This window comes from Dactylosporangium siamense (genome assembly GCF_016862795.1).
GTDB classification, from domain to species: Bacteria; Actinomycetota; Actinomycetes; order Mycobacteriales; family Micromonosporaceae; genus Dactylosporangium; species Dactylosporangium siamense.
The window spans coordinates 72904-97851 of the sequence record NZ_BONQ01000130.1 but is presented as its reverse complement, the minus strand read 5'-3'; the positions used below and the strand labels follow the sequence as shown (position 1 = coordinate 97851).

At 71.3% G+C, this 24948-nt stretch carries 28 protein-coding genes; 16 read left to right on the top strand and 12 right to left on the bottom strand.

Features of this window, described 5'->3' with window-relative positions; translation table 11 throughout:
* Positions 1–72 precede the first annotated feature (72 nt).
* Complete coding sequence (locus Dsi01nite_RS42705) at positions 73–1320, top strand: AI-2E family transporter (RefSeq protein ID WP_203852131.1); 1248 nt, start codon at positions 73–75, stop codon at positions 1318–1320.
* A gap of 791 nt (positions 1321–2111) precedes the next feature.
* Here the strand turns inward: Dsi01nite_RS42705 and Dsi01nite_RS42700 are convergent.
* Positions 2112–4097, bottom strand: a complete 1986-nt coding sequence (locus tag Dsi01nite_RS42700) for an ATP-dependent DNA helicase (RefSeq protein WP_203852154.1) — start codon at positions 4095–4097, stop codon at positions 2112–2114.
* A gap of 130 nt (positions 4098–4227) precedes the next feature.
* Between Dsi01nite_RS42700 and Dsi01nite_RS42695 the strand changes: the two genes are divergently transcribed.
* Positions 4228–4722 (top strand): DUF402 domain-containing protein, encoded by a 495-nt coding sequence (locus Dsi01nite_RS42695; RefSeq protein WP_203852130.1) that lies wholly within the window; start codon positions 4228–4230, stop codon positions 4720–4722.
* On the opposite strand, the gene sigJ is transcribed toward Dsi01nite_RS42695, so the two are convergent.
* On the bottom strand, positions 4705–5580 hold the full coding sequence (gene sigJ / locus Dsi01nite_RS42690) for an RNA polymerase sigma factor SigJ (protein WP_239136591.1): 876 nt from the start codon (positions 5578–5580) through the stop codon (positions 4705–4707). The genes Dsi01nite_RS42695 and sigJ overlap by 18 nt on opposite strands.
* A 72-nt stretch (positions 5581–5652) precedes the next feature.
* On the opposite strand from sigJ, the gene Dsi01nite_RS42685 reads away from it, so the two are divergent.
* From Dsi01nite_RS42685 to Dsi01nite_RS42675, 3 genes are all read left to right on the top strand, one after another.
* Entirely contained in the window at positions 5653–6612 is a 960-nt protein-coding gene (locus Dsi01nite_RS42685) for a PI-PLC domain-containing protein (protein ID WP_203852128.1), read from the top strand.
* 114 nt (positions 6613–6726) lie between these two features.
* Positions 6727–7353 (top strand): DUF47 domain-containing protein, encoded by a 627-nt coding sequence (locus Dsi01nite_RS42680; protein ID WP_203852127.1) that lies wholly within the window; start codon positions 6727–6729, stop codon positions 7351–7353.
* 1 nt (position 7354) lies between these two features.
* Entirely contained in the window at positions 7355–8371 is a 1017-nt protein-coding gene (locus Dsi01nite_RS42675) for an inorganic phosphate transporter (RefSeq protein WP_203852153.1), read from the top strand.
* On the opposite strand, the gene Dsi01nite_RS42670 is transcribed toward Dsi01nite_RS42675, so the two are convergent.
* The 3 genes from Dsi01nite_RS42670 to Dsi01nite_RS42660 are packed head-to-tail and all read right to left on the bottom strand — an operon-like array spanning position 8368 to position 11728.
* Positions 8368–10386 (bottom strand): M91 family zinc metallopeptidase, encoded by a 2019-nt coding sequence (locus Dsi01nite_RS42670; protein WP_203852126.1) that lies wholly within the window; start codon positions 10384–10386, stop codon positions 8368–8370. The two genes, Dsi01nite_RS42675 and Dsi01nite_RS42670, sit on opposite strands and share 4 nt — an antisense overlap.
* Positions 10383–10709: a hypothetical protein gene (locus Dsi01nite_RS42665; protein ID WP_203852125.1), complete on the bottom strand. Its 327-nt coding sequence runs from the start codon at positions 10707–10709 to the stop codon at positions 10383–10385. The genes Dsi01nite_RS42670 and Dsi01nite_RS42665 overlap by 4 nt, the downstream gene beginning before the upstream one ends.
* A gap of 41 nt (positions 10710–10750) precedes the next feature.
* Entirely contained in the window at positions 10751–11728 is a 978-nt protein-coding gene (locus tag Dsi01nite_RS42660; protein WP_203852124.1) for a Gfo/Idh/MocA family protein, read from the bottom strand.
* A 38-nt stretch (positions 11729–11766) separates the two neighbouring features.
* Between Dsi01nite_RS42660 and Dsi01nite_RS42655 the strand changes: the two genes are divergently transcribed.
* Together Dsi01nite_RS42655 and Dsi01nite_RS42650 are read left to right on the top strand one after the other, a co-directional pair.
* Positions 11767–12189 carry a hypothetical protein gene (locus Dsi01nite_RS42655; protein WP_203852123.1) on the top strand — a complete coding sequence of 141 codons (423 nt, stop codon included), beginning with the start codon at positions 11767–11769 and terminating at the stop codon, positions 12187–12189.
* Between the two features lie 9 nt (positions 12190–12198).
* Complete coding sequence (locus Dsi01nite_RS42650; RefSeq protein ID WP_203852122.1) at positions 12199–12960, top strand: NUDIX hydrolase; 762 nt, start codon at positions 12199–12201, stop codon at positions 12958–12960.
* Between the two features lie 13 nt (positions 12961–12973).
* Here Dsi01nite_RS42650 and pstB read toward each other — a convergent pair whose 3' ends face one another.
* From pstB to Dsi01nite_RS42620, 6 genes are all read right to left on the bottom strand, one after another.
* Entirely contained in the window at positions 12974–13750 is a 777-nt protein-coding gene (gene pstB / locus Dsi01nite_RS42645) for a phosphate ABC transporter ATP-binding protein PstB (RefSeq protein ID WP_203852121.1), read from the bottom strand.
* Positions 13751–13770: 20 nt separating this feature from the next.
* Positions 13771–14853, bottom strand: coding sequence for a phosphate ABC transporter permease PstA (gene pstA / locus Dsi01nite_RS42640; protein WP_239136590.1), 1083 nt, complete (start codon positions 14851–14853; stop codon positions 13771–13773).
* The gene (gene pstC, locus Dsi01nite_RS42635) at positions 14853–15755 is read right to left on the bottom strand and encodes a phosphate ABC transporter permease subunit PstC (protein WP_203852119.1); all 903 of its coding nucleotides are present in this window, start codon (positions 15753–15755) and stop codon (positions 14853–14855) included. The genes pstA and pstC overlap by 1 nt, the downstream gene beginning before the upstream one ends.
* Positions 15756–15852: 97 nt before the next feature.
* Complete coding sequence (gene pstS / locus Dsi01nite_RS42630; RefSeq protein WP_203852118.1) at positions 15853–16968, bottom strand: phosphate ABC transporter substrate-binding protein PstS; 1116 nt, start codon at positions 16966–16968, stop codon at positions 15853–15855.
* Positions 16969–17161: 193 nt separating this feature from the next.
* Positions 17162–18088, bottom strand: coding sequence for a mycothiol synthase (gene mshD, locus Dsi01nite_RS42625; protein WP_203852152.1), 927 nt, complete (start codon positions 18086–18088; stop codon positions 17162–17164).
* Positions 18089–18096: 8 nt separating this feature from the next.
* The gene (locus Dsi01nite_RS42620) at positions 18097–18798 is read right to left on the bottom strand and encodes a winged helix-turn-helix transcriptional regulator (protein ID WP_203852117.1); all 702 of its coding nucleotides are present in this window, start codon (positions 18796–18798) and stop codon (positions 18097–18099) included.
* Between the two features lie 270 nt (positions 18799–19068).
* On the opposite strand from Dsi01nite_RS42620, the gene Dsi01nite_RS42615 reads away from it, so the two are divergent.
* From Dsi01nite_RS42615 to Dsi01nite_RS42595, 6 genes are all read left to right on the top strand, one after another.
* The gene (locus Dsi01nite_RS42615) at positions 19069–20025 is read left to right on the top strand and encodes a hypothetical protein (protein WP_239136589.1); all 957 of its coding nucleotides are present in this window, start codon (positions 19069–19071) and stop codon (positions 20023–20025) included.
* 91 nt (positions 20026–20116) lie between these two features.
* Positions 20117–20887 (top strand): LmeA family phospholipid-binding protein, encoded by a 771-nt coding sequence (locus Dsi01nite_RS42610; RefSeq protein ID WP_203852116.1) that lies wholly within the window; start codon positions 20117–20119, stop codon positions 20885–20887.
* A 148-nt stretch (positions 20888–21035) separates the two neighbouring features.
* Positions 21036–21110: an Ms5788A family Cys-rich leader peptide gene (locus Dsi01nite_RS59015; protein WP_345006453.1), complete on the top strand. Its 75-nt coding sequence runs from the start codon at positions 21036–21038 to the stop codon at positions 21108–21110.
* Between the two features lie 210 nt (positions 21111–21320).
* A complete protein-coding gene (locus Dsi01nite_RS42605) occupies positions 21321–22172 on the top strand; it encodes a sulfurtransferase (protein WP_203852115.1) in 852 nt (283 codons plus the stop codon).
* Positions 22173–22185: 13 nt separating this feature from the next.
* Entirely contained in the window at positions 22186–22497 is a 312-nt protein-coding gene (locus Dsi01nite_RS42600) for a DUF1416 domain-containing protein (RefSeq protein WP_203852114.1), read from the top strand.
* Between the two features lie 81 nt (positions 22498–22578).
* Positions 22579–23364 (top strand): hypothetical protein, encoded by a 786-nt coding sequence (locus Dsi01nite_RS42595; RefSeq protein ID WP_203852113.1) that lies wholly within the window; start codon positions 22579–22581, stop codon positions 23362–23364.
* Positions 23365–23434: 70 nt separating this feature from the next.
* On the opposite strand, the gene Dsi01nite_RS42590 is transcribed toward Dsi01nite_RS42595, so the two are convergent.
* A complete protein-coding gene (locus Dsi01nite_RS42590) occupies positions 23435–23809 on the bottom strand; it encodes a DsrE family protein (protein WP_203852112.1) in 375 nt (124 codons plus the stop codon).
* Positions 23810–23821: 12 nt separating this feature from the next.
* Between Dsi01nite_RS42590 and mtfM the strand changes: the two genes are divergently transcribed.
* From mtfM to Dsi01nite_RS42580, 3 genes are read left to right on the top strand one after another with little or no spacing between them, the layout of a single operon-like run.
* Entirely contained in the window at positions 23822–23926 is a 105-nt protein-coding gene (gene mtfM, locus Dsi01nite_RS58535) for a small membrane protein MtfM (RefSeq protein ID WP_275423458.1), read from the top strand.
* Complete coding sequence (locus Dsi01nite_RS42585; protein ID WP_203852111.1) at positions 23923–24507, top strand: heme-binding beta-barrel domain-containing protein; 585 nt, start codon at positions 23923–23925, stop codon at positions 24505–24507. The genes mtfM and Dsi01nite_RS42585 overlap by 4 nt, the downstream gene beginning before the upstream one ends.
* Positions 24508–24517: 10 nt before the next feature.
* Positions 24518–24943, top strand: coding sequence for a Fur family transcriptional regulator (locus Dsi01nite_RS42580; protein ID WP_239136588.1), 426 nt, complete (start codon positions 24518–24520; stop codon positions 24941–24943).
* Positions 24944–24948: the final 5 nt, after the last annotated feature.

The following is a 24948-nucleotide window of genomic DNA, read 5'->3' as shown; positions in this document are numbered from 1 at the left end:
GCCTGGGTGCGTGCGATCGCCGCGGGACCCGGACTACGGTGAAGTCTCCGCTCGCGTCATCAAGGGGGTTCCGTGGGCCGGTTCGATCAGGTACGCGCCAACCTCCGGCGGGCATACGACGAACGACTCGAGAAGGCCCGTCTGGAACGCGAGGCCGCCGCCGCGGTCGAGGAGGAGCCAGTGGTGGAGCCGCCACCGCCGGTCCTCGATCCCGGTCATCCGTCGACGATGAGCCGCGACGACGCCGAGATCCCGCGCGGCCTGCGCCTGACGGCCGCCTGGTCGTGGCGCCTGCTGGTCCTCGTCGCCGCGCTCGCCGTCCTGCTGTGGCTCGTCAGCCGGCTCCGGACCGTCCTCATCCCGCTGAGCATCGCGCTGCTGCTGTCCGCCCTGCTCGCGCCCATGATGGGCTTCCTGCGCCGCCGGGTGAAACTGCCACCTTCCCTGGCCGCGTTCCTGGTCCTCATCACCGGCCTCGCCGCCGTCGCGGGCGTCCTCACCCTCGTCATCACCGAGTTCGTCGACGGCTTTCCGGCCCTCGCCGACAAGGCCTCCGACGGCGTCAACCAGATCCAGGACTGGCTCACCACCGGCCCCCTGCACCTGAACGGCAGCCAGCTGGACGCCACCTTCGACGCCGCCACGAACTGGCTCAACGACAACCGCGGCAGCCTCACCGACAGCGCCGTCTCCACCGCCACCGCCACCATCGAGTTCTTCGCGCTGCTGCTCCTGGTGCTCTTCGTCACGTTTTTCTTCATGCGCGACGGCCACCGCATCTGGCTCTTCCTCACCGGCGTCCTGCCGACCCCGGCCCGCGACCCCATCCGCCGCGCCGGCGAGGCCGCCTGGCGCACCCTGGTCGCCTACGTCCGCGCGACGGTGCTCGTCGCCTTCATCGACGCCCTCGGCATCGGCCTGCTGCTGCTCATCATCAACGTCGACTTCTGGTTCCCCCTGGCCACCATGGTCTTCCTGGCCGCCTTCGTCCCCATCATCGGCGCCACCGTCTCCGGTGCCGTCGCCGTCCTGGTCGCCCTCGTCGACGAGGGCCCGATCAGCGCCCTGGTCGTCCTCATCGGCGTCATCGCCGTCCAACAGCTCGAGGGCCACGTCCTGCAGCCCCTGATCATGGGCCGCGCCGTCTCCGTGCACCCGCTCGCCGTGATCGTGGCGATCTCAACGGGCGTGGTCCTGGCCGGCATCATCGGCGCCCTGGTGGCCGTGCCGCTGGTCGCGGTCCTGAACACCGGCATCCGCCACCTGGTCCAACACCGTCACGAACCCCCACCCGACTCCGTCATCATCTCCGCCGACTGACACCTTCGGCAGGTTCGCCGCGCGTCCCAGCGGTTGGTGGCGACAAGCCGAACGACGCCGCCGGACCATGCGGGTCCGGACGCGGGGACCTCACCGCAGGACGACACGGACGGCAACCGCGCCGCCCTGTCCCGCGGCCGCGCGGAACCACGGGCAGCCGCGCCGGCCTGTGGCGCGCCGCGACCCGGCCTTCCACCATGAGCCGGAACACTTCGTGCCGTCCGCGAGTCTGTCGCGGGCCACGTCCGCTCGAAGCCGCGGCCAGGTCGAGGGCCGTACACCACGCCACTGGACGCGACCCTGTCGTGGACTGACGTCGCCGGTGGCTTGCGCATTGGTCCGGCACGCTCGGTTGTCACCAGCTTCGAGAACTTCGACAAATAGCCCGGATCGGGGCGCTGGCCGGCCCCGCACCGAGGCCTAGCGATCTTGGTCGCTTGATCGAAGGCGTCGGGTGGTCGCGTGGACGACCACGGCACTCCTTCGATCTCGAGCGGCGACCGATCATGAGCGGCGACGGGAGATCGCTGTTTCGGCGCCGGCACACCCCCGGTCCACCGATTGATGGTCTTCGTCCTGAGGCGATGCGGGTCCTGCTCGACGGGCTCGTGGACGTGATCGGTGTTTGAGCACCGAATGATGCCCTCGACGGCGCAGGGTCAGGCGAGCTCGGACGGCGGGGAGCACTGGGCGGCCCCCAACCGCGCACCGACCGCCCACGATGTCGATCCGCACCAACGCTCCCGCACGACCACAAGGCTTCCGGATCGCGACGACGAAAGCCGGTCGGGTTACGAGTCGGCCAGGCGGCGGAGCGCGCCGCGGACCAGGTCCGGCTTGGTCGTGTACCAGAACGGGGGGAGTGAGGCCCGCAGATAGGGGCCGTAGCCGCGGGCGGTCTCCAGGCGGGAGTCCAGGACGGCCACGACGCCCTTGTCGGTGCGGGCGCGGATCAGGCGGCCCACGCCCTGGGCCAGGCGGACCGCCGCGATCGGCACGCTCACCGCGGCGAAGCCTGAGCCGCCGGAGGAGTCGACGGCGGCGGAGCGGGCGGCGGCGAGGGGCTCGTCGGGGCGGGGGAAGGGGAGGCGGTCGATGACGACGAGCTGGCAGGCGTCGCCGGGGACGTCGACGCCCTGCCAGAGGGACATGACGCCGAGCAGGCAGCTGTTGCGGTCCTCGCGGAACTTGCGGACGAGGATGGGGAGGGACTCCTCGCCCTGCAGGAGGATCGTGATGCCGGGGGCGCGGGCGCGCAGGACCTCGGCGGCGCGTTCGGCGGCCTTGCGGGAGGAGAAGAGGCCGAGGGTGCGGCCGCCCAGGGCCTGGACGAGCTCGACCAGCTCGGTGGCCGCGGGGTCGGACAGGCCCGAGGTCTGTGGGCGGGGCAGGTGCGCGGCGACGTAGAGGATGCCCTGCTTGGCATAGTCGAAGGGGGAGCCGACGTCGAGGGAGCTCCACGCGAGGTCGGCGTCGTCGCGGGCGGCGGAGGCGCGCAGGACCGCGTCGCGGGCGGCCTCGGCCGGTGAGGCGCCGGTGGCGAGCGCGGGCGACGGGGTGGTGACGGGCAGGCCAAGGGAACGGGCCACGGTGTCGAACTGGCCGCCGAGGGCCAGGGTCGCCGACGTGGCGACGACGGTGCGCTCGTGGAACAGGTGGGTGTTGAGGGTGCCGGCGACGGACAGCGGGGCGATGACCACCGCGCGGCGGCCGCGGTCGTCGCGCTCGATCCAGGTCACGTCGTGCTCGGAGCCGGAGAGGATCCGCTGGGCGATCTTGGTGAGGTCGCCGACCATCGTCTTGGCCTGTTGCTTGCGGACCGGGTCGGCGTCGTCGGCCTTGACCTCGCCGATGGCGTCGATGGCCTTACGGCCGCCGCCGTCGAGCAGGGTGAGGGCCTCGCCGAGGACCGGGGGCAGGCCGTCGGTGACGCGGCCGGCGGGGGCGTCGGCGAGCGCGACGGTGAGGGTGTCGCCGGCCTCCATGAGACGGTCGGCGACGTCATCGTCGACATAGGGGCGGCAGCGGCGGGCGGCCCGCTCCAGCAGCTCGGGCGTGAGCTCGGCCTGCGACGCGGAGCTGACCCGGTCGGCGAGCTCGTGTGCCTCGTCGACGACGAGGAGCTTGTGCGGCGGGATGATCATGCGGCCGCTGAGCATGTCGACGGCGAGGAGGCTGTGGTTGGTGACGACGATGTCGGCCTCGCGGGCGCGGGCCCGCGACGCCTCGGCGAAGCACTCCGCGCCATATGGGCAGCGGGCCGCGCCGACGCACTCGCGGGCGGGCATCGAGACGAGCTTCCAGGCCGAGTCGTCGACGCCGGGGTCGAGCTCGTCGCGGTCGCCGGTGTCGGTCTCCATCGCCCAGTCGCGGAGGCGCTCGATGTGCTTGCCGAGCCGGCCGGCCTCGCCGAGCCAGCGGGTCGGCTTGGCCTCGCCGACGTCGAAGAGGGCGTCGTCGGGCTCCTCGACGGAGGTGCCTTCGAGGCGGGCCAGGCAGACATAGTGGTGCCGGCCCTTGAGCACGGCGAAGGTCGGGCGGCGCTTCAGCAGCGGCTCGACCGCGTCGGCGAGCCTGGGCAGGTCGTGGTCGACGAGCTGGGACTGCAGCGCGAGGGTGGCCGTGGACACCACCACGGGGCCGTCGACGAGCAGCGACGGCACCAGATAGGCCAGTGACTTGCCGGTGCCGGTGCCGGCCTGCACGAGCAGGTGCTCCTCCCGCCTCGCCGCGTCGGCGATCGCGTCGGCCATCTGCTGCTGGCCGGGACGCTCCATGCCGCCGGGCACCGCACCGACGGCGGCGGACAGCAGTTTCGAGGTGGGAAGTGTGGCAGTCACGCCAAGAAGCTACCGCCTCCGTACGACAGAATCCCGCCGCCGGGAACACGATCAGTACTGTGGGCGCATGCCAAAAGTGGTCTACCGGAAGTTCGACGGATCGCTGCACTGGAACTACGAGACCAGGCTGCTCGGCGAGGACGACCACGGCATCTGGGTCGGCGCGGACAGCGGCACGATCGTGCACCGGGGTCCGCAGCGCACCGGCCCGGTCGAGGCGCCGCACGTGCTGCTCTTCCCGCGGCAGGCGTGGTGGACGGCGTGTTTCAACGCCGCGCCGCACCGCACCGAGATCTACTGCGACATCACGACCGTGCCGCACTGGGTCGACGAGACCGAGGTCACGATGATCGACCTCGATCTGGACGTGCGGCGGCGGCGGACGGGTGCGATCGAGCTGCTCGACGAGGACGAGTTCGCCGCGCATCAGGTGAAGTACTCCTACCCGGCCGACGTCATCGCCGAGGCGCAGGCCAGCGCCGACTGGCTCTTCGGCGCCGTGACGCAGCGCACGGAGCCGTTCGGCCAGAAGTACCTCGAGTGGTTAGGGCTGGTCCAATAACGGCAGCTTCGCCGGGTTCAGTTGGTTGTAGACGCCGGTGATGAGCCCGGAAGGGGAGATCGCGAAGCCGGCGACCGCGAAGTTGTCGTCCATCCGCACCACTAGGCCGAGATCGCCGTTCACGAGGGCCATCCGCACGCCGTACCCCTGCCGCGACGCTCGCCGATAGATGCCGAGCACGAAACGCGCCACCGCGAGGGCCCCGACGATCGGGTGCCTGGCCGCGGACGCGGCACCGCCGCCGTCGCCGATGGCGACCACGTCCGGGGCGAGGATCTTGAGCAACGCGTCGAGGTCGCCACCGGCCGCGGCCGCGGTGAAGGCGGCGAGGACCTGCTCCTGTCTGGCCCGGTCGGTGGTGTGCCGGTGCTCCCCGTCGGCGACCGCCCGGCGGCCACGGGACGCCAGCTGGCGGGCGTTCTCGACGGTGGTGCCGAGGGTCGCCGCGACCTCGGCGAACGGCACGGCGAAGACGTCGTGCAGCACGAAGGCGACCCGCTGCTCGGGCGTCAGCGCGTCCAGGACGAGCAGCAGCGCGGTGCTGACGCTGTCGCGGAACGACACCCGCTCGCCCGGGTCGACCTGCGCCGGGTCGGGGAGCCGCTCGACCAGCGGGGCGGGCAGCCACGGCCCGACGTAGGCCTCCCGGCGCACCTTCGCGGCCCGCAGGTGGTCGAGGCAGAGCCGCCCGGTGACCGTGGTCAGCCAGGCCCGCAGGTCCGCGACGTCGGCGGTGTCCGCCCCCGCGTAGCGCAGCCATGTGTCCTGCACCACGTCCTCCGCGTCGGTGCGGCTGCCGAGCATCCGGTACGCCACACCGAACAGATGCCCGCGGTGCGCGCTGAACCCGTCCTCCACGCCACCCATTCAAGCCCATCCAGGCAGGGCGTTTCCCGCCCGGGCGATATGTACGTTACATACCATTTGGGGATGAGCAATGGTCTGGCCACGGTCGCCAGCGGACTGGTGGGCCTCGCGGCGATGGGTGCACTGGCCGCGGCGCGGGCCCGGCGGGGCCGGCCGTACCTCGCCGACGGCCTCCTCGTCGCGGTCGACGGCCCGGCCGATCCCGTCGCGGCGGCGGTCCGGCCCGGCTTCGCGGGGGTCGAGGTCGCCGTCCGCCTCGACCACGACACCCGGCCACCGGTCCTGCGACTCGACTGCCTGATGCCGCCCGGTGAGCCGGCACCGACGTTCGAGGATGCGGTGCTGGAGCCGCTCGCCGCCCTGGTCGACGCCAGCCCGCTCGGCCGGGTCCACCCACGCCGCGCCGAGCCGTTCCTGCTGCTCGTGCACGCCGACCCGGGCACCGCGGGAGGGTGGCCGCCGGGTCCGAGGCCCGAGTACGAGGCCCTCGACCTCCTGCTGCGCCCCCGCGCCCAGCTGCTGACGACGTTCCTCGGCGGCCGGGTCGTGCCGGGCGCGATCACGGTGGTGCTGACCGGGCCGTACTGGTCCCGCGCGGACCTGCTCGGCGCCTACGAGCGGTTCGCGTTCCTGGAGGGCCGCTTCGCCGACCTGGAGCCGGGCGGCCTGCCGGTCACCGTCGCGCCGCTGGTCACCGAGGCGCTCGGGGCCAGGCTCGGCTGGGACCCGCGGGAGGAGTGGCCCGAGTTCCCCGCCGAGGCGCGGCACATCCTGCGCTCCCTGATCGGCGCCGCGCACGCCGGGGGGCGGCGCGTCCGGTTCGTCGACGTCCCCGAGGACCCGCGAGCGGTGCGCACGGCGTTCTGGCAGGAGCTCCGCGCCGCGGGCGTCGACCTGATCGCGAGCCGGCACCGCGGCCCGTTGGGCCGGTTCCTCCGGAGACCGTCGAACAAGGGGCGGAAGCACCGGGCGGAACCACGCCGCGTGGCCGTTATTGATGAATTTCAGGTGAACGGCACATGAACTACACATGGGTTGTGGACTGCGGTTCTGCCGGGCTCAGCAACGGGATCTAGCATTCCCGCCGAGGACCAACCGGTTACTCGCGGATTTTCGTTCACGTCTCGAGGTCAGGCTGTGCGTTTGAGGCTGCGTCCCAGCGACGATTCGTTCTACGAGTTCTTCACCCGTGCGGCGAAGAACCTGGTGATCGGCACGGAGCTGCTCTCCGAGCTGGCGCTTCCGGGCGTCGACGTGCAGACCGTCAGCGAGCGCCTGGTCGAGGTCGAGCACGACAGCGACGCCATCACGCACCAGCTGTACAAGAAGATCAACTCCAGCTTCATCACGCCGTTCGACCGGGAGGACATCTACCGGCTCGGCTCGCTGCTCGACGACGTGATGGACCACCTCGAGGCGGTCGGCAGCCTGCTGTACCTGTACGGCCTCACCAAGCTGCCGTCGTTGCCCCGTGAGCTGCACGAGATCGTCAAGGTCCTCGACCAGCAGGCCCGGGTCACCGCCGAGGCGATGCCGCGGCTGAAGACCATGAAGAACCTCGAGGAGTACTGGGTCGAGTGCAACCGCCTGGAGAACGAGGGCGACAACGCCTACCGCATGCTGCTCGTGCGGCTCTTCTCCGGTGAGTACGACGCGCTGACGGTGCTCAAGATGAAGGAGGTCGTCGACGAGCTCGAGGCCGCCTGCGACGCCTTCGAACACGTGGCCAACACGGTCGAGACCATCGTCGTCAAGGAGTCGTGACATCAGCGCGCAGCTCGTCGCCGTGCTGGCGGTCATCCTCGTGGCGCTGGTGTTCGACTACACCAACGGGTTCCACGACGCGGCCAACGCGATCGCGACCTCCGTCTCCACCCGGGCGCTCAGCCCACGCACCGGGCTGATCATGGCCGCGCTCGGCAACTTCGCCGGCGCGCACCTCGGTGGCGCGGTCGCCAAGACCGTCGGCAGCGGCATCATCCACCCGCCGAGCGGCATGAGCGGCCTCGGCATCGTGTTCGCCGGTGTCGTCGGCGCCATCACGTGGAACCTCATCACCTGGTACTTCGGCATCCCGTCGTCCTCGTCCCACGCCCTGGTCGGTGGCCTGGTGGGCGCCTCCCTCGGCGCGATGCTCTTCGACGTCGAAGGTGCCACCGTGCTGTGGTCGGGCATCGTGGAGAAGGTCGTCATCCCGATGGTGGCCTCGCCGCTGGTCGGCTTCACGCTCGGCGGCCTGTTCATGATCGCCATCTACTGGATCTTCCGGAACGGCAACCCGCGCAAGCTCAACAAGGGCTTCCGCTACGCGCAGACCGTCTCCGCCGCCGCGATGTCGGTCGGCCACGGCATGCAGGACGCCGCGAAGACCATGGGCATCGTGGTCCTGGCCCTGTACGCCGGCGGCTACCAGGACAACACCACCCACATCCCCGAGTGGGTCTTCTGGACCTCCTCAACGATGCTGGCGCTCGGCACGTACTCCGGCGGCTGGCGCATCATCCGCACCCTCGGCCGCAAGGTCATCGACCTCGACCCGCCGCAGGGCTTCGCCGCCGAGACCGTCGCCTCGGGTGTGCTGTTCACCACCTCCTGGCTCGGCGTGCCGATCTCGACGACGCACACGATCACCTCGGCGATCATGGGCGTCGGCGCGACCAAGCGGCTCTCCGCGGTCCGGTGGAACGTGGCCGGCAACATCCTGATCGCCTGGGTCCTGACCTTCCCGGCCGCCGGCGCCATCGCCGTCGTCGCCTACATGATCGCCCGGCCGCTGTTCTAGCCGGCGCCGTACGTGTCCCGGTGCGCCAAACGCATCTCGGCGCGCAACCCGTTCTCGGTGACCTCCACCGGGTGCCGCGGGTCGATCCGGTTGGCGGTCGCGGGGTCGCCGTCGTCGTCGATCGGCAGCCCGGTCGCCTGCCGTTCCAGGTTGGCCACCGGGTTGCCGTAGCCGTCGACGTCGCGGCCGCTGGCGCCGTTGTACGCCTGCCCGTTGGCCGTGCCGTGGGTGAAGTCGTAGACGTGCGCCAGCTCATGGAACAGCGTCACCACCGGTGGGCGGCCCTCGGTCACACCACCCCACGCCGGGTTGTAGAGCACCACGGGCCGCGGACCCGGCCTGGCGTGGCCGTTGTCGCCGGCCTCCGGCTGGATGACGATCGGCACGGCGGTCGCCTGCAGGGCGGCGAGCATCTGCCGGCCGTCCGGTGAGGCGCTGAGCAGGTCCAGGTCGGCCTGGACCCGTTCGACGAACTCAGCGTCGCCCTCGATGCGCACGAACCCGTCCAGCCCGCCCGCGGACGGGACCGCGACCATTCGCTCGACCCCGGCGGCGGTGTCCTCGCCCTGGCCGTAGAGCGTGTCGTCGCCCTCGCCGCCGAGCACGGCGTCGGCGCCCGCCCCGGAGTAGACGACGTCGTCGCCGGCCCCGCCGATCAGCACGTCGTCGCCGCGGCCGCCGGACAGGACGTCCCCGCCGGCGCCGCCGTCGAGGGTGTCCTCGCCGGTGCCGCCCTCCAGGTAGTCCCCGCCCTCGCCGCCGATCAGGGTGTCCCGGCCGGACAGGCCGTAGAGCACGTCGCCGCCCTCACCGCCGTCCAGGTAGTCGTCGCCCGCGCCGCCGTCGAGATGGTCGCCCGCGTCCCCGCCGAACAGCGTGTCGCCGCCGCCGTTGCCGGCCAGCCGGTCCTCACCGGTGCCGCCGTCGACGGTGTCCGCGCCGCCGCCGGCGCTGATCACGTCGTCGCCGTCCCCGCCGAACAGCAGGTCGTCGCCCTCACCGCCGTCGGTGCGGTCCATCCCGGCGCTGCCCCAGAGGCGGTCGTCGCCGGCGCCGAGCACCGCGGTCTCGGCCCCCGGCTGGTTGCCACGCCACGGCCCGAGGCTCACCAGGTCGTTGCCGGCGCCGCCGCGCACGGTGTCGGCACCCGCGCCGGCCAGCAGCGTGTCGTCGCCGGCACCGCCGTCGAGGGTGTCGTCGCCCGCGCCGCCGAGCACGGTGACCGCACCGGCGCCCTCCACCCGGACGGTGTCGTTGCCGGCGCCGGTCCGGACCACCAGCCGGGCACCCGCGGGCACCCGGACGGGCACGCCGTCGACCAGCACGAGCCGGCTGCCGTCCGGGTCGGTGCGCACGGTCACGACGTTGTCGGCCCCGCCGGCGTTGACCACGACGCTGCCGGCCACGATCACGTCGGCACCGCTGCCGGCGCCGGGCTCGGCGGCGGCCTGCCAGCCTTCCACCCGACCGGCCGCGATCTCGCTCCAGCCGGTCCCGATCGCGGCCCACTCCGGCCGGGCGGCGCGCAACGCGGCGTCGTGCCCGGCCAGGGCCTGCGCGACCTCCGACCGGATGGCGGTCGCGTCGGCGACGGCGTGCGCCACCGCGTCGGCCTGGGCCTGGTCCGCCGGGCTGAACGCGACGCCGCCGCCGGTCCGCCGGTGCGCGACCAGCGCCGCGATCCGCCGCCAGCCGTCGTCGAGCAGGTCCTGGCCCCGGCGCAGCAGCGCGGCCATCGCCTCGAGCCGCGCCGCGGTGGCCGGGGCGAGCCGGGCCACCGTGTCCAGGTCGCGGCCCAGCCGGCCGCGGTGCCACTGGTAGCTCTCGGCGGCGTCGCCGGTCCACGCCGCGCCGGTCACCGGCCGGGCCGCCGTGTCCAGCAGCGCGCGGGCCGCGGCGGCGTCCTGACCGGTCGCCCGCCACACCCCGGCCGCCGCGTCGAGCCGGTCCGGCCGTGCCTCCAGCCGCCACAGGTCGCCGACCGTGACCGCCTCCACCGTCGCGGCCGTGGTCATGCCGACGCTCCCCGGGAGCCGCCCATGCGCAGGTCGGCATGCCGGTCGGCCTCGCGATACGCGAACGCGGTGCGCAGCAGCCGCTCGGCGTCGCCCTCCAGGACCGCGACCAGCTCCGTGACCGCGGCCTGCACGTCCTGCAGCACCAGCGTGCAGGTGCCGTGGACCGCGGCGGCGCCGCCGAGGGTACCGAAGACCGACACGGGCACCGGCAGGTGCCGGTAGCCGGTGCGGAAGTGGTCGCCGAGGCGCTCGGCCGCGGCCAGGTTGGCATCCGCCAGGTCGCTCAGCGCGCCGGGATCGGCCCGGATCTCCTTCGCCATATCGCGCAGGGTAGCCAAGCGGGAACGATCAGGTGGTCCCGTCAGCCCAGGTAGTCAAGACCGACCTTTACCCGTACAACATCCAGAACGGTCAAAATCTCCAGCGTTTCGGCAAGGGGGACCAGCGGGCTCTCGGTGCGCCCCTCACGCAGGCAGCGGTGCACCTCGGCGGCCTCGAAGTGGTAGCCGGCACCCTCGAACGGCAGGTCGACCCGCTCCGCCTCGTCGCCGTGCCACACGGTGAACCCCTGCGGGTGGAAGAAGTCGCGGGCGACCTCGATCCGCCCGGTCGTGCCGGTGATCGTCGCCCGGCGCGCGGTGTCGCCGACCAGCCCGCAGGTCAGCGCCGCGACCGCGCCCGAGTCGTAGCCGAACAGCATGCCGGTGTTCTGGTCGACGCCGCCGTCGGTCATCCGCGCCCACGCGTGCACGCTGGACGGCACGCCGAGGAACAGGTGCGCGAACGTCACCGGGTAGATCCCGACGTCATAGAGCGCGCCGCCGCCGAGGGTCCGCGACCACAGCCGGTGCGACTCGTCCCGGGGCACTTGCATGCCGAAGTCCGCGTGCACGGCGGTCGGCTCACCGATCGCGCCGCCCTGGACGAGCTCGACCATCCGCCGGACCGCCGGGATGCAGCGCGTCCACATCGCCTCCATGAGGAACACGCCGCCGGCGCGGGCGGTGTCCACGAGGACCTCCGAGGACGCGACGTCGAGCGTGAACGGCTTCTCCGTCAGCGTCGCCTTGCCCGCGGCCAGGGACAGCATCGTCGCGTCGAAGTGCGCCGTGTGCGGGGTCGCCACGTAGATCGCGTCGACCTCCGGGTCCTCGACCAGCGCCTGCCACGAGCCGTGCGCCCGCGGGATGCCGTGCTTCGCCGCGAACCGCTCGGCGCTCGCGGCGGTGCGGGAGCCGACGGCCGTGACCGCGGCGTCCGGCAGCAGGCGCAGGTCGTCGACGAACGTGCTCGCGATGCTGCCGGTGGACAGGATGCCCCAGCGAATGCGGTCGGCCATGACGTTCAATCTAGTGCCGCGCGGGGTACCCGACGCGGGTGGGATCTGACGCGCAACACCGCAGGCCGGACGGGGTTTCGGAGGCCACCGTCGAGGCGCTGGGCAAGCTGAGCGAGGCGCTGGAGACCGTGGAACGGGCCCGTGGCCGCCTCTACGACCTGCATCAGCTCGTCGGTCACGCCGACCTGATGCTCGACGAGGTGGTCCAGCGCTTCCGCGACGCGGGCCACGCCAAGCTCGCCGAGCGCATCCAGACCGAGCTCGTGGGCCGCAACGTGATCGCCGGCCGCTGGACGTTTCAGCTCGTCGAGGAGTTCGACGACGGCTACTACGCCCTGTTCAAGGAGCTCGACCGGACCGCCCGGGACGACCTGGCCCAGGGCCGCCGGCACCTCTTCGAGGCCGAGATGAAGGAGCGCCGCCGCACCCACGGCCGCTCCGGTCACGAAGCCACGCCATAAGGTGGGCTGATGGTCGAGTTCCGTCTGCCGCCCGCCCTGGCCGAGCAGGCCCGCCGATTCGCCGCGGAAGGTGGTGTACCGGTGGAGCCCCGCCTTGCCAGCACCGTCGTGCTGCTGCGGGAGCCCTTCGAGGTGTACCTGTTGCGCCGGGTCCCCACGATGGCGTTCGCCGCCTCGATGTACGTCTTCCCCGGCGGGGGCGTCGACCCGCGGGACGCGGCCGTCCAGCCCGACTGGGCGGGGCCGTCGCCGGCGCAGTGGGCGGCCCGGCTGCGGCTGGAGGAGTCCGTGGCGCGGTCGGTGGTCTGCGCGGCGGTCCGGGAGGTGTTCGAGGAGTCGGGGGTGCTGCTGGCCGGCGCCGACGTGGACACCGTCGTCGGTGACGTCAGCGGCCCCGACTGGGAGCGGGCCAGGCTGGCGCTGATCGCCCGGGAGCTCGGCTTCGCCGAGTTCCTGACCCGCAACGGCCTGGTGCTGCGCTCCGACCTGCTGGTGCCGTGGTCGCGCTGGATCACGCCGGAGTTCGAGCCGCGGCGCTTCGACACCTACTTCTTCCTCGCCGCGCTGCCCGAGGGGCAGGTCACGAGGGACGTCGGCGGCGAGGCCGACGACACGGTCTGGTGCGCGCCGGCCGAGGCCGCGGACGGCCGCTTCACGATGCTGCCACCGACCACCTGGACGCTCACTGAGGTGGCCGAGGCGGGCAGCATCGAGGCGGCCCTGGCGGCGGCGTCGGGCCGGGATCCGGCCGACGCCATCCGCCCTGTTTGAACCGACCTGAGGCCTAACCGAACCGTCCGGTGATGTAGTCCTCGGTCTTCTTCACCGACGGGTTGGTGAAGATCTTCGCGGTGTCGTCGTACTCGATGAGCCGGCCCGGGTCGCCCGTCTTCTCGATCGAGAAGAAGCCGGTGCGGTCCGAGACGCGGGCCGCCTGCTGCATGTTGTGCGTGACGATCACGATCGTGTACTGGTTCTTCAGCTCGGTGATCAGGTCCTCGATCGCGAGCGTGGAGATCGGGTCGAGCGCCGAGCAGGGCTCGTCCATCAGCACGACCTGCGGCTCGACCGCGATGGCGCGGGCGATGCACAGGCGCTGCTGCTGACCGCCGGACAGGCCGGCGCCGGGACGGCCGAGCCGGTCCTTGACCTCGTTCCACAGGTTGGCGCTGCGCAGCGCCTTCTCGGCGATCTCTTCGAGCACCGACTTCTTGCGCACGCCGTTGAGGCGCAGGCCGGCGACGACGTTGTCGAAGATCGACATGGTCGGGAACGGGTTGGGCCGCTGGAAGACCATGCCGATCATCCGGCGGACCGCGGTGACGTCCACGTCCCGGTCGTAGATGTTCTGCCCGTCGATGAGGAGCTGCCCCTCGATCCGGGCGTTGGGCAGGACCTCGTGCATCCGGTTGATCGACCGCAGGAACGTCGACTTGCCACAGCCGGACGGCCCGATCAGCGCCGTCACCGACTTCGGCTCGATCGTCATCGAGACGCTGTCGATCGCCTTGAACGATCCGTAGTACGAGGTGACACCGTGGGCTTCGATGCGCTTTGCCATGTGAGGCGCTCCAGTGAGGGTCATCGGGCGAGCTTGTTTCGGCGGGCCAGGAGCTTCGCCGCGACGGTCAGGACCAGGACGAGGACGACCAGCGTGAGCGCCGCCGTCCAGGCGCGGCCAGGGGCGAACTCCGAGGCGACGCCGGCCTGCTCGAACACGTACAGCGACAGGGACGACTGGTTGCCGCTGAACACGTTGAAGTTGATCGAGCTGAGACCGCCGGCGACGAGCAGGACCGGCGCGGTCTCACCCGCGGCCCGGGCCACCGCCAGCATGACGCCGGTGACGATGCCGGGACCGGCGGTCGGCAGCACGATGCTGACGATCGTCTTCCACCGCGCCACACCGAGCGCGTAGGCGCCCTCCCGCAGCGCGCTGGGCACCAGCCGCAGCATCTCCTCGGTCGAGCGCACCACGGTCGGCAGCATCAGGACGCTGAGCGACAGCGCCGCGGCGAAGCCGGAGTAGCGGGCCTGACCGTTGTTGAACAGCGGGGTGACCGTGAAGACCCAGAAGGACAGGATGAACAGGCCGGAGACGATCGAGGGGATGCCGGTCATGACGTCGACGAAGAAGCGGATCGCGTTGGCCAGGAAGCCGCGGCCGTACTCGACGATGTAGATCGCGCCGAGGATGCCCAGCGGCACCGTGATCAGCGTGGCGATCCCGGCCTGCTCCAGCGTGCCGATGATCGCGTGGTACGCGCCGCCCTTCTCGTCGAACGCGCCGATGTTGTTCATCGACGTGCCGAAGAAGTTGCCGTCCAGGCGGGTGGTGCCCTTGCTGATCAGCGTCCAGGCGACCGAGATCAGCGGCGCCAGGGCGAGCAGGAACGCGCCGTAGATCAGGGTGGTGGCCATCCGGTTGCGGGCCGACCGGCTGCCCTCGACGACCGTCGCCGCGATGCCGAGGAACAGCACGAACAGCACGGCCGCGACGACGCCGGTGAGCACCGCGCCGCCCCAGGACGTCAGGTACACCAGGACGAACGACACGACCAGAGCCGCCGCCGCGACCGCCCACGGCGACCACGTCGGCAGGGTCTTGGTGCGCAGCTGCTGGGCGTTCTGCAGGCCCACCCGCTCGGTGGTTTGCACGCTCATCATGCGCTCCCGACGAACTCGCGGCGCCGGTACACGATCGCGCGGGCGGCCATGTTGACGACCAGGGTGATGGCGAACAGCACCAGACCGGAGGCGATGAGGGCGCTGCGGCCGAACTCGTCGGCCTCGCCGAACCGGTTGGCGATGTTGGAGGCGATGGTGATGCCGCCGGGCCCGAGGAAGTCCCAGTTGATGGCGAAGACGCTGCCGAGGGTCAGCGCGAGGGCGATCGTCTCGCCGAGCGCGCGGCCCAGGCCCAACATGACCGAGGCGATGATGCCCGCCTTGCCGTAGGGGATCACGGCGGTGCGGATCATCTCCCACTTGGTGGAGCCGAGCGCGAGCGCGGCCTCCTGGTTCTCCCGGGGGGTCTGCAGGAAGACCTCGCGGGACAGCGACGTCACGATCGGCAGGATCATGATCGCGAGGACGATCGAGCCGAGCAGGACCGACTTGCCGTAGGGGCCCTCGCTGCCGAAGATCGGCAGCCAGCCCACCGTGTCGTGCAGCCACTTCGACAGGTTGGTGACCGGCTCGTAGAAGTAGTCGCGGCCCCAGAGGCCGAACACGACGCTGGGGACGGCGGCGAGCAGGTCGATGATGAAGCTCAGGGTGGTCGCGACCCGGCGGTGCGCGTAGTGCGAGAGGCACAGCGCGATGCCCAGCGCGACCGGCACCGCGATCAGCAGTGCCAGCGCTGCCGTGAGGACCGTGCCGAACGCCGTCGCCGCGATGCCGAACCTCGGCGTGTCGCCGTCGGTGAACCACTCTTTGAAGGTGAAGAAGTTCTCGGTGTCGTCCTGGAAGGCGGGGATGGCCTTCACGACGAGGAAGACGGCGATGGCGGCGATGATGATGAGCACCATCGAGCCGGCGAACGTCGCGGTGCCGCGGAACAGCATGTCGGCGCCGAGTCGGCGGCGCCTCGGAAGACCGCCACCTCCGCCGGGCGAACCGGCGGAGGTGGCAGGCAGAGTCTGCTGGCTCAAGTCAGTCCTGTCAGGCCAGGTTCTTGATGGAGGCAGCGACCTTGGTCTGGACCGACTCGGGCAGCGGGGCGTAGCCCAGCTTGTCGAGGACGGCCTGGCCCTCGGTGCTCGCGGTGTAGCCGAGGAAGCCCTTGACCAGCGCGAGCTTGTCGGCGGCGATGCCCTTGCTGCAGACGATCTCGTAGGTCACCAGGACGATCGGGTAGGCCCCGGCCTCCTTGGTGGCGTAGTCGATCGACAGCTTCAGGTCGTCGCCGGTGCCGGTGATCTTGGCGCCCGCGACGGTCTTGCCGGCCGCGGCACCGGTCAGCGCGGTGAACTCACCGGCGCCGTTGTAGATCTTGGCGGTGCCGAGCGAGTTGGCCTTGGCGAACGACCACTCGACGTAGCCGATCGAGCCGGCGGTCTTCTTGACCGCGGCCGCGACGCCGTCGGAGCCCTTCTCGGCCTGGCCGCCGGTGGCCTTCCAGACCTTGTCCTTGCCGAACGTCCAGGCGCCGGCCGAGGCCTTGTCCAGGTAGCCCGTGAAGTTCTCCGTGGTGCCGGAGGAGTCCGAGCGGTGCACGGCGAGGATCGGGGTCGACGGCAGCGTCGCGCTCGAGTTGTCGGCCTTGATCGCGGCGTCGTCCCACTTGGTGATCGAGCCGGCGAAGATCTTGGCCAGGGTCTCCGGCTTGAGCTGGAGGTCCTTGACGCCGTCGAGGTTGTAGGCGATCGCGATCGGGCCCGTGACCATCGGCAGGTTGAGCGCCGGGCTGCCGCCACAGCGGGCGGCGGCCTTCGTGGTCTCGTCGCCGTCCTTGAGCGCGGAGTCAGAGCCGGCGAAGTCGGCCGTGCCACCCGAGAAGGCGGTGATACCCGCACCGGAACCGGTGCCCTGGTAGTCAATCTTGGCGTCGGTGCACTTCAGCTGGTACGCCTTGATCCACTCGTCCATCGCGTTCTTCTGCGCGGAGGAGCCCTGGGCCGTCAGTGAGCCCTTTGCGCAGTTGATGGCGGAGGCCGGGGCGCTGCCGCCGTTGCTGCTCGTCGTGCTGGGGGTCTCGTTATCCGAGCCGCACGCGGTGAGCGCCAGCGTCGCGGTGAGCGCGATGCCGGCCATGATGCCGTGCCGCTTGAAGTTCACTGCGGTCCCTTCGTCGGGGTGCTGCCGACGGGGGTCGTCGACTGAGAGGGACGCTAAGAGCGCCAGGTAACCGGTCCTCCGGGGACGGGTGAACGCGGGGTGAACAGGTCCCGGGAGAAAGGTGACGCCTGGTCGGAGGCCAGTTTGCCAATGGGTGAACTGCCCACTGGAGATAGCTGGTGCCCGTTTTGTGTCAGCCGCCGCGGCGGAAGTTCACATCGGTCGCCCAGCGCACGAAACCGAGCCGCTGATACAGCGCCACCGCGCGCGGGTTGTCCTCGTCGACATAGAGCATGACCTGCGAAAGCCCGCGCGAGCGGAGGTGCCGGAGGCCGGCCAGGGTCAGCGCCCGACCCAGCCCGCCACCGTGCGCGCCGGGGGCCACGCCCAGGACGTACACCTCGCCGATCGGCTCATGCGCGTGATCCTCAAGATCGCCGTGGATCTTGGTCCAGTGGAACCCGACCAGACGGTCCTCACGGAGGGCCAACAGGAAGCCCTCCGCGTCGAACCACGGCTCCCGCAGCCGGACGCGCAGGTCGTCGAGGGTCCACCGGCCCTGCTCGGGATGATCGGCGAACGCGGCCGCGTTGACCGCCAGCCAGGCGGCGTCGTCCTCGCCCGGCCGGAACGCCCGCAGGGTCACCCCGTCGGGCAGCGCGACCTCGTCCAGCGGTGTGAACAGTGACCGCCGCAGCTGCAGCAGCACCCGCGCACGGTCGAAGCCGAGGCTGAGGGCGAGCGCCGAGGCCGAGGGGTGGTCGCCGTGCGCCCACAGCCGCAGCCGGCCGCCGGCGCGCTCGTCGGCGACCGCGATCGCCGCCTCGGCGAGGGCGCGGCCGACACCCCGGCGCCTCCGCAACGGATGCACCACCAGCTCGGCGGAGGCGCCCGCGACCGCCTCGGTCGTGTCCACGTGGGCATAGCCCACCACCGTGCCGCCGGCGTCGCGCGCCAGCAGATGGACCGCCTGCGTCTCGCCCCCGTGCCGCAGGTGCAGCACCACGTGCTCGGACAGCGGCAGCGCACCGTCGGTGTCGCCGGCCGCCTGGCTGATGGCGAGCACCTGGTCGACCTGAACGGCAGAAAGGTGGTCCAGGTGCTCGACGGTCACGGGCAGAGTCTAGATCAGACCCTTACCGGCTCGGACTCGTGCAACGGGCGGGACGGCGGGACGACGAACTTGTAGCCGACCTGGCGGACCGTGCCGATCATCGACTCGTACTCCGAGCCGAGCTTCGCGCGCAGCCGCCGGACGTGCACGTCGACCGTGCGGGTGCCGCCGAAGTAGTCGTAGCCCCAGACCTCGCGCAGGAGCTGGTCGCGGGTGAAGACCCGGCCGGGGTGCTGCGCCAGGAACTTCAGCAGCTCGAACTCCTTGTAGGTGAGGTCGAGCGGGCGGCCCTTGAGCTTCGCCGCATACGTGTCCGGGTCGATCGTCAGCTCGCCGGCCTTGATCATGCCGCCGCTCGCGGCGGCGGCGGAGTTGAGGCGGCCGACGGCGAGGCGCAGCCGGGCCTCGATCTCGGCGGGGCCGGCGGTGGCCAGGATGACGTCGTCAAGGCCCCAGTCGGCGTGCAGGGCGACCAGGCCGGCCTCGGTCACGACGGACAGCAGGGGGACCCCCAGCCCGGTGGCGTGCAGCATGCGGCAGGTCGCGCGGGCGTCGGCCAGCTCGGTGCGGGCATCGACGATGACCGCGTCGGGGCTCGGTCCACTCACCAGTGTGCGGACGTCACGGGGGGCGGTGCGCACCGTGTGGGGCAGCAGGTCCAGACCTGGCAGGACCACCTGGCCCGCGGGAGCCGCGGTCAGCAGCAGAATCTCCACGAGTCACCTCCGTGGCCGCGGCGCACCTCGCAATGGGCGCTGTGGCGCCCCTTGGAAGGGCGGCGGCTCTGTTACGTCCCGGCCACACTGACGGGAGGGTTGTGGGTGTATCTGAAGCAGAAGAATATCTGAGTATTCACGTTTTGCGGCTGGCGGGAATCCATTTCGAGACAGTCGGGTGAGCCACACCCCACCGTTTCCGGCAGCGTGCTATGCGGTTTCCTCATCCCGGTGCTGTCCGGGTCGGGGGCGTTCTGGCACCATCGGGGCGTGCCTCCTACCCCACCCTCCGCCGAGGATCACGGCGCCCGGCCCCCGGCCGCCGACCAGGCGGCCCGCCGCCGGCGCCGGGAGGAGGCCGACCCGGTCGACGTCTCGGACGAGTGGGAGGTTCCCGGCCGGTCCGAGTCGTGGCCGCCCGTCCGGCGGCTGGTCTCCCTCGGCATCGCGGGGTTCGCCGCGCTGCTGACCGTCGGCCTCGTCGTCGGCGCGCAGACCAGGCACGAGTCCTACGCCGTGGTGATCTTCGGCGTGCAGGTGCTGTTCGTCGCCGTCTGGGTGGTCGCCAGCCGCCCGCCGGCTCCCCGCGTCGTCGCCGCCGTCGGCATCGCCGTCGCGATCGGCACCGACGTCGCCGCCGTGCTCACCCGGCCCGCGTCGCTCGCACCGTTGGCGTATGTCACCGCCGCCGGGTTCATCGTCGGCGTCGTCGGCCAGCTCACCCGCCCCGCCGGCCGGCAGCGGGTGACCGAGTCGCTCGGCTCGTCGCTGGTCGTCACCCTCGGGGTCGTCGCCTTCGCCAGCGTGGTCGTCCTCAGCCGGGAGGTGCGCGGCACCCAGGCGATCGTCGCCTGCATCGCCGCGGCCGGCATCGCGATCCTCGTCGCCCGGATCACCGACGCCGTGGTCGCGCTGCCCCGCATCGCGCCGCAGGTCCCACGCGGGGGCGCCGGTGTCGTGCTCGGCGCGATGGTCGGCACGGCCGCCGCCGGCGCCATCGGCAACCTGCTCGACGGCATCACCCCGCTGTGGAGCGCCCTCGCCGGGCTGGCCACGGCCATCGTGGCGCTCATGGTCGACCTGTCCGTCGGCTACGCGGAGGCCAGCCGCCGCATCGACGGTGACGAGCCCGCGCTGTACCTGGCCCGGCACATCCAGGGCCCGATGGGGGCCTTCGCCTTCGCCGCTCCGGCCGCCTACGTCGCCAGCGTCCTGCTGCTGCTGTGACCGCCTCCGGGCTTCGGGGGTTGCCAGGGTAGGAAATCCTGGTGGTTGGGTACGTTCGGTAACAACCCACCCGGGGTGCGGAAGGAGTGCTGTGGCGGCGAGTCGAGGGGCCAAGATCGGCATTGTCCTGGTCGTGCTGGCGGTGATCCTGGTCGGTGTGCTCTTCGTCGCGGACCGTATCGCCGCGAGCACCGCGCAGGACCGCATCACCGAGGAGACCCGCAAGCAGCTCGCGGCCAACTCGGTCACCTACGAGGGCGACCCGTCGGTGAAGATCGCCGGCTTCCCGTTCCTGACCCAGGTGATCGCGGGTGAGTACGAGAAGATCACGATCGCGCTGACCAAGCCGCAGATCGAGAAGGTGAACCTCGAGACGCTCACCGTCGACGCCAAGGCGGTCAAGGCCGACGCGCGCGACCTGATCAACGGCAAGGGTGACGTCGTCGCCGGCGAGGTCACCGGCCAGGCGACCATGACCTGGGACAACGTCCGCAAGCTGCTGGAGTTCAGCAACCTGCCGCAGGGCGTGGACCCCTCCGCGGTGGACGTCAAGGTCGTCAACAACAAGATCGAGCTGCGCATCCCGTTCCAGTACCAGGGCTTCAAGGTCCTGATCATCGCGAACGGCAGCATGGTCGTCGAGTCGGGCAAGGTCCGGCTCAAGCTGGAGTCGGTCACCACCGACCAGGGTGACCTGCCGAAGATCGTCAACGATCTGGTCCAGGCCAACAAGAGCCGCCTCCAGGTCACCGTGAAGCTGCCCGGCCTGCCCTACAACCTGGTGATCAACTCCGCCGAGACCACCGACTCGGGCCTGCGCGTGATCGCCTCGGCCAAGGACGTCCCCCTGTCGGGCCAGTGACGCCACGCGGCCGAGTTGCCGGCGTCCCAGCATGTGGTTGGGCCGTCCCGCGCGGAGTCGTCCATAGGTGCATAAAGCCGCCGCAGAAGGATGCAGTGACTCAGCGGACCCTGGGCCGGTCCTCGCCTCGGTGCTAGGCTGCCTGACCATGAGCATGCTGCTCACCAGACGGCGCGCGGTCGACCTGTGCCGCGTGGCCACCTGCCTGTGTTGCCGCCCCTAATGGTGCGGCCCTGCAGCGTGCTCTTCTAACGGCTCGAGGCAGCGGCGCCCCAGACCGATGGGTCTGGCGGGCGATTTCAGTCCGCGGCAGTTCCAGACCCATCGCCGAAACCGTGATCCGTCCCCTCGGGTCGCGCGCGGCGTGGTGCACACCCCGACCCGTGTGTCGACTCGACCCGCCCCAAATCGTTCCCTGGGAGAGAAAACACTCATGAGTCGCGAGAGCGCCCTGGTCACGGCCGACTGGGCCGAGCAGAACATCGGTGCCGACAACGTCGTCTTCGTCGAGGTCGACGAGGACACCGCCGCCTACGACGGCGGCCACATCGCCGGTGCCGTCAAAATCAACTGGAAGACCGAGCTGCAGGACCAGGTCCGCCGGGACTTCGTCAACAAGGAGCAGTTCGAGGCGCTGCTGTCCAGCAAGGGCATCGGCAACGACGACAAGGTCGTGCTCTACGGCGGTAACAACAACTGGTTCGCCGCCTACGCGTACTGGTACTTCAAGCTGTACGGCCACGGCGACGTCAAGCTGCTCGACGGCGGGCGCAAGAAGTGGGAGCTCGACGGGCGCCCGCTGACCAAGGAAGAGGTCAGCCGCTCAGCGACCACCTACGTCGCGGTGCACGACCAGGACCTGTCGATCCGCGCGTTCCGCGACGACGCCGTCAAGGCGATCGGCGTGCTCAACCTCGTCGACGTCCGCTCGCCCGACGAGTTCGCCGGCCGCCTCCTCGCCCCGGCCCACCTCCCGCAGGAGCAGGCGCAGCGTCCGGGTCACATCCCGACCGCCGTGTCGGTGCCGTGGAGCAAGGCCGCCAACGAGGACGGCACCTTCAAGTCCGACGACGACCTGCGCGAGCTCTACGCCGCCGCCGGCCTCGACGACAGCAAGGCGACCATCGCCTACTGCCGCATCGGCGAGCGCTCCTCGCACACCTGGTTCGTGCTGAAGGAGATCCTCGGGCACAGCGATGTGCGCAACTACGACGGTTCCTGGACCGAGTACGGCTCCCTCGTCGGTGTCCCCGTCGCCGTGGGCGACGAGCCCGGTAACGCGTGAAAGGCAGACCATCATGAGTGCTGTTGACAGCTGCGGCGCGCCCGAGCAGAGCGCACCGATCCCGGCCTCCGTGGACGTGGAGAAGGAAACCGTCATCACCGGCGTGGTCAGCTCCGGCGACGGTCCCGTCGGCGGCGCCTACGTGCGCCTGCTCGACTCGACCGGCGAGTTCACCGCCGAGGTCGTCACCTCGCCGGCCGGGCAGTTCCGGTTCTTCGCCGCGCCCGGCAACTGGACCCTGCGCGCACTGTCCCGCCAGGGCAACGGCGACGCCAGCCTGGCCGCTGACCGGGGCATCAACGAGATCGCCGTCGCGGTCGCCTGACCTTCGCACGCAAGTGACGCCGCCCTCCGGGCCCAACCCCGGGGGGCGGCGGCGTTGTCCGTGGCTGCGAGGATGTCGGCCGTGAAACGTCGCTGGATCATCGCCGGAACGGCCGCCTGGGCGCTCGTCGTGGGCGGGTTCGCCTACTACTCCTCGCGCAACGATCCGCCGACGTCCCGCGACCAGACCACGATCGCCGACGGCCTGCCCGTGGTGGACGAGGCCCTCGCCAGGGTCGCCGCCGCGCTGGACCCGGCGACCTCCGTCACCGCCCTCGGCGGCTACACCCGCACCGACAACAGCTGCCGGGTCACGTCCGCACGCGAGGGCACCCGTTTCGAGCGGGTGCTGCTGGTGTACGTCAAGAAGGACGCCGAGTCAGCCGCTCTCGAGCGGGTCCACGACGCCCTGCCCCCGGCGTACGAACCCCACCTGGTGAGCGGACCGAAGACCAACCTGCTGACGGCCGACGCCGGGCACTTCGTCACGCTGCGTGGCGCCGTCGTGCAACCAGGACAACTGCGCTTCACCGCCGACACCGGCTGCCGGGTCCAGGACGCCCCCGTCGAGGAGGCGACCCCGCAGTCGCAGACCGCCAACCGGGCCCCCGTCCAGGCGGTCCTGGACACCCTGAAGCAGACCGCGTCGCAGTGGCGGACCCACCGCCTCACCTGCCCGTCCGGCGGCACCCTGTGGACCGTCGAGGCGGTCACCACCGGCGACGGCGCGGCGGCCCGCACCACGGTCCCCGCCCCGGCGGTGATCCTCGACGAGCCGAAGGCCTTCGCCTTCCGGGCCGGCGAGGCCGGCGTCGCCCTGCGCGCCGACGGCGACGAGCTGCACATCACCTCGACCGCCGGCTGCTAGCCCCCTTGCCCATGATCCGGAAGACCCCGTGCACTCCGGGGTGCACGGGGTCTTCCGGATCATGGAAGGGTCAGTAGACCAGCGCCTGGGCGCCCTCCTGGAGGGACTCCTCGACGAAGACGGCGGCGCCGGCGATCCGGATGCCGGGGATGACGTCGTCGGGGCCGATGTCGCGGCGGGCCGCGCACTGGGTGCACAGGGTCACCGTGCCGCCGGCCAGGAGCGCCTCGAGGAGGTCGGCGAGCGGCGCCGCGTGCGGAAGCTCGAACTGCGCGGCCCGGCCCGGCAACGCGAACCACGCCGACTCCCCGGTCAGCCACAACGAGGTGGCCACCCCGCCGGCGAGGGCGGTTGCGGCCACGGTGAACGCCTGCGAGCAGCGCTCCGGTGCGTCCGCACCGGCGGTTGTCTTGACGACCAGAGAACGTGCCATACGTCGCAGCATAGGATTCAGGGGATGGTTACCGAGATCGGGTTCGTGAGCTTGCTGGTCGCCGGTATGGGCGCCCTTGCCGGCGGCCTGATCTATGTCGCGGTGAGGGTTTCGAGGGGGCGTTGGTGACAGAGGTGCAGCCGCCGTGGGCCGGATTGGCCCAGGTCGGGGAGTATCCGTATGAGGAGACGCACGACCTGCGGGTCGGCCCGGATCTCCACCCCGCGCTGCTCGGCCTGCTGCCGCTGGTCGGGGTGTGGCGCGGGCGCGGCCAGGGCGACTACCCGACGATCGAGGGCTTCCACTACGCGCAGGAGATCCGGTTCAGCCACGACGGCCGGCCCTTCCTGTTCTACGAGTCGCGCGCCTGGGTGATCGACGTCGACGGCAACCCGATCAAGCCCAGCAACCGGGAGACGGGCTGGTGGCGGCCGGTGCTCGCGGACGGCAAGGCGACCGACGAGGTCGAGGTGCTGCTCAACCAGCCGACCGGGATCATGGAGCTGTACATCGGCCAGGCCAAGGGCACCACGCAGTGGCAGATGGCCACCGACGCGGTGGTCCGCACGTCGACCGCCAAGGAGGTCCGCGGCGGCCAGCGGCTCTACGGCATCGTCGACGGTGCGCTGCTCTACGCGTTCGACCTCGCCGCGGTCGGCGAGAAACTCCAGCCGCATCTGTCGGCCCGCCTGGAGCGCGTCGGGGGATAGGCTGACTGTTGTGGGTTTCGATGATCTGGCCGCGGTGCTCCGGTCACGGGGCCTGCGGCTGACCGCGCCCCGGCAGCTCGTGCTCGAATCGGTCTACCGGCTGCGGCACGCGACACCGGACCAGATCCACGCCGACGTCAGCGAGCGGGCCGCGGGGGTCAACATCACCACCGTGTACCGCACGCTGGAGCTCCTCGAGGATCTCCAGCTCGTGACGCACGCCCACCTGTCGCACGGCGCGCCCACCTACCACCCGCTCGGCGAGCACCAGCACGCCCACCTGGTGTGCCGGGGCTGCGGCGACGTGCAGGAGCTGCCGTCGCCCACGCTCGAGGGTCTCGCCGAGGACCTGCGCACGACCCGCGGCTTCCGCCTCGACATCGGCCACGTGGCCCTGTTCGGTGTGTGCGGAAAGTGCGGCACCGAAGAGGAGTAACCGCT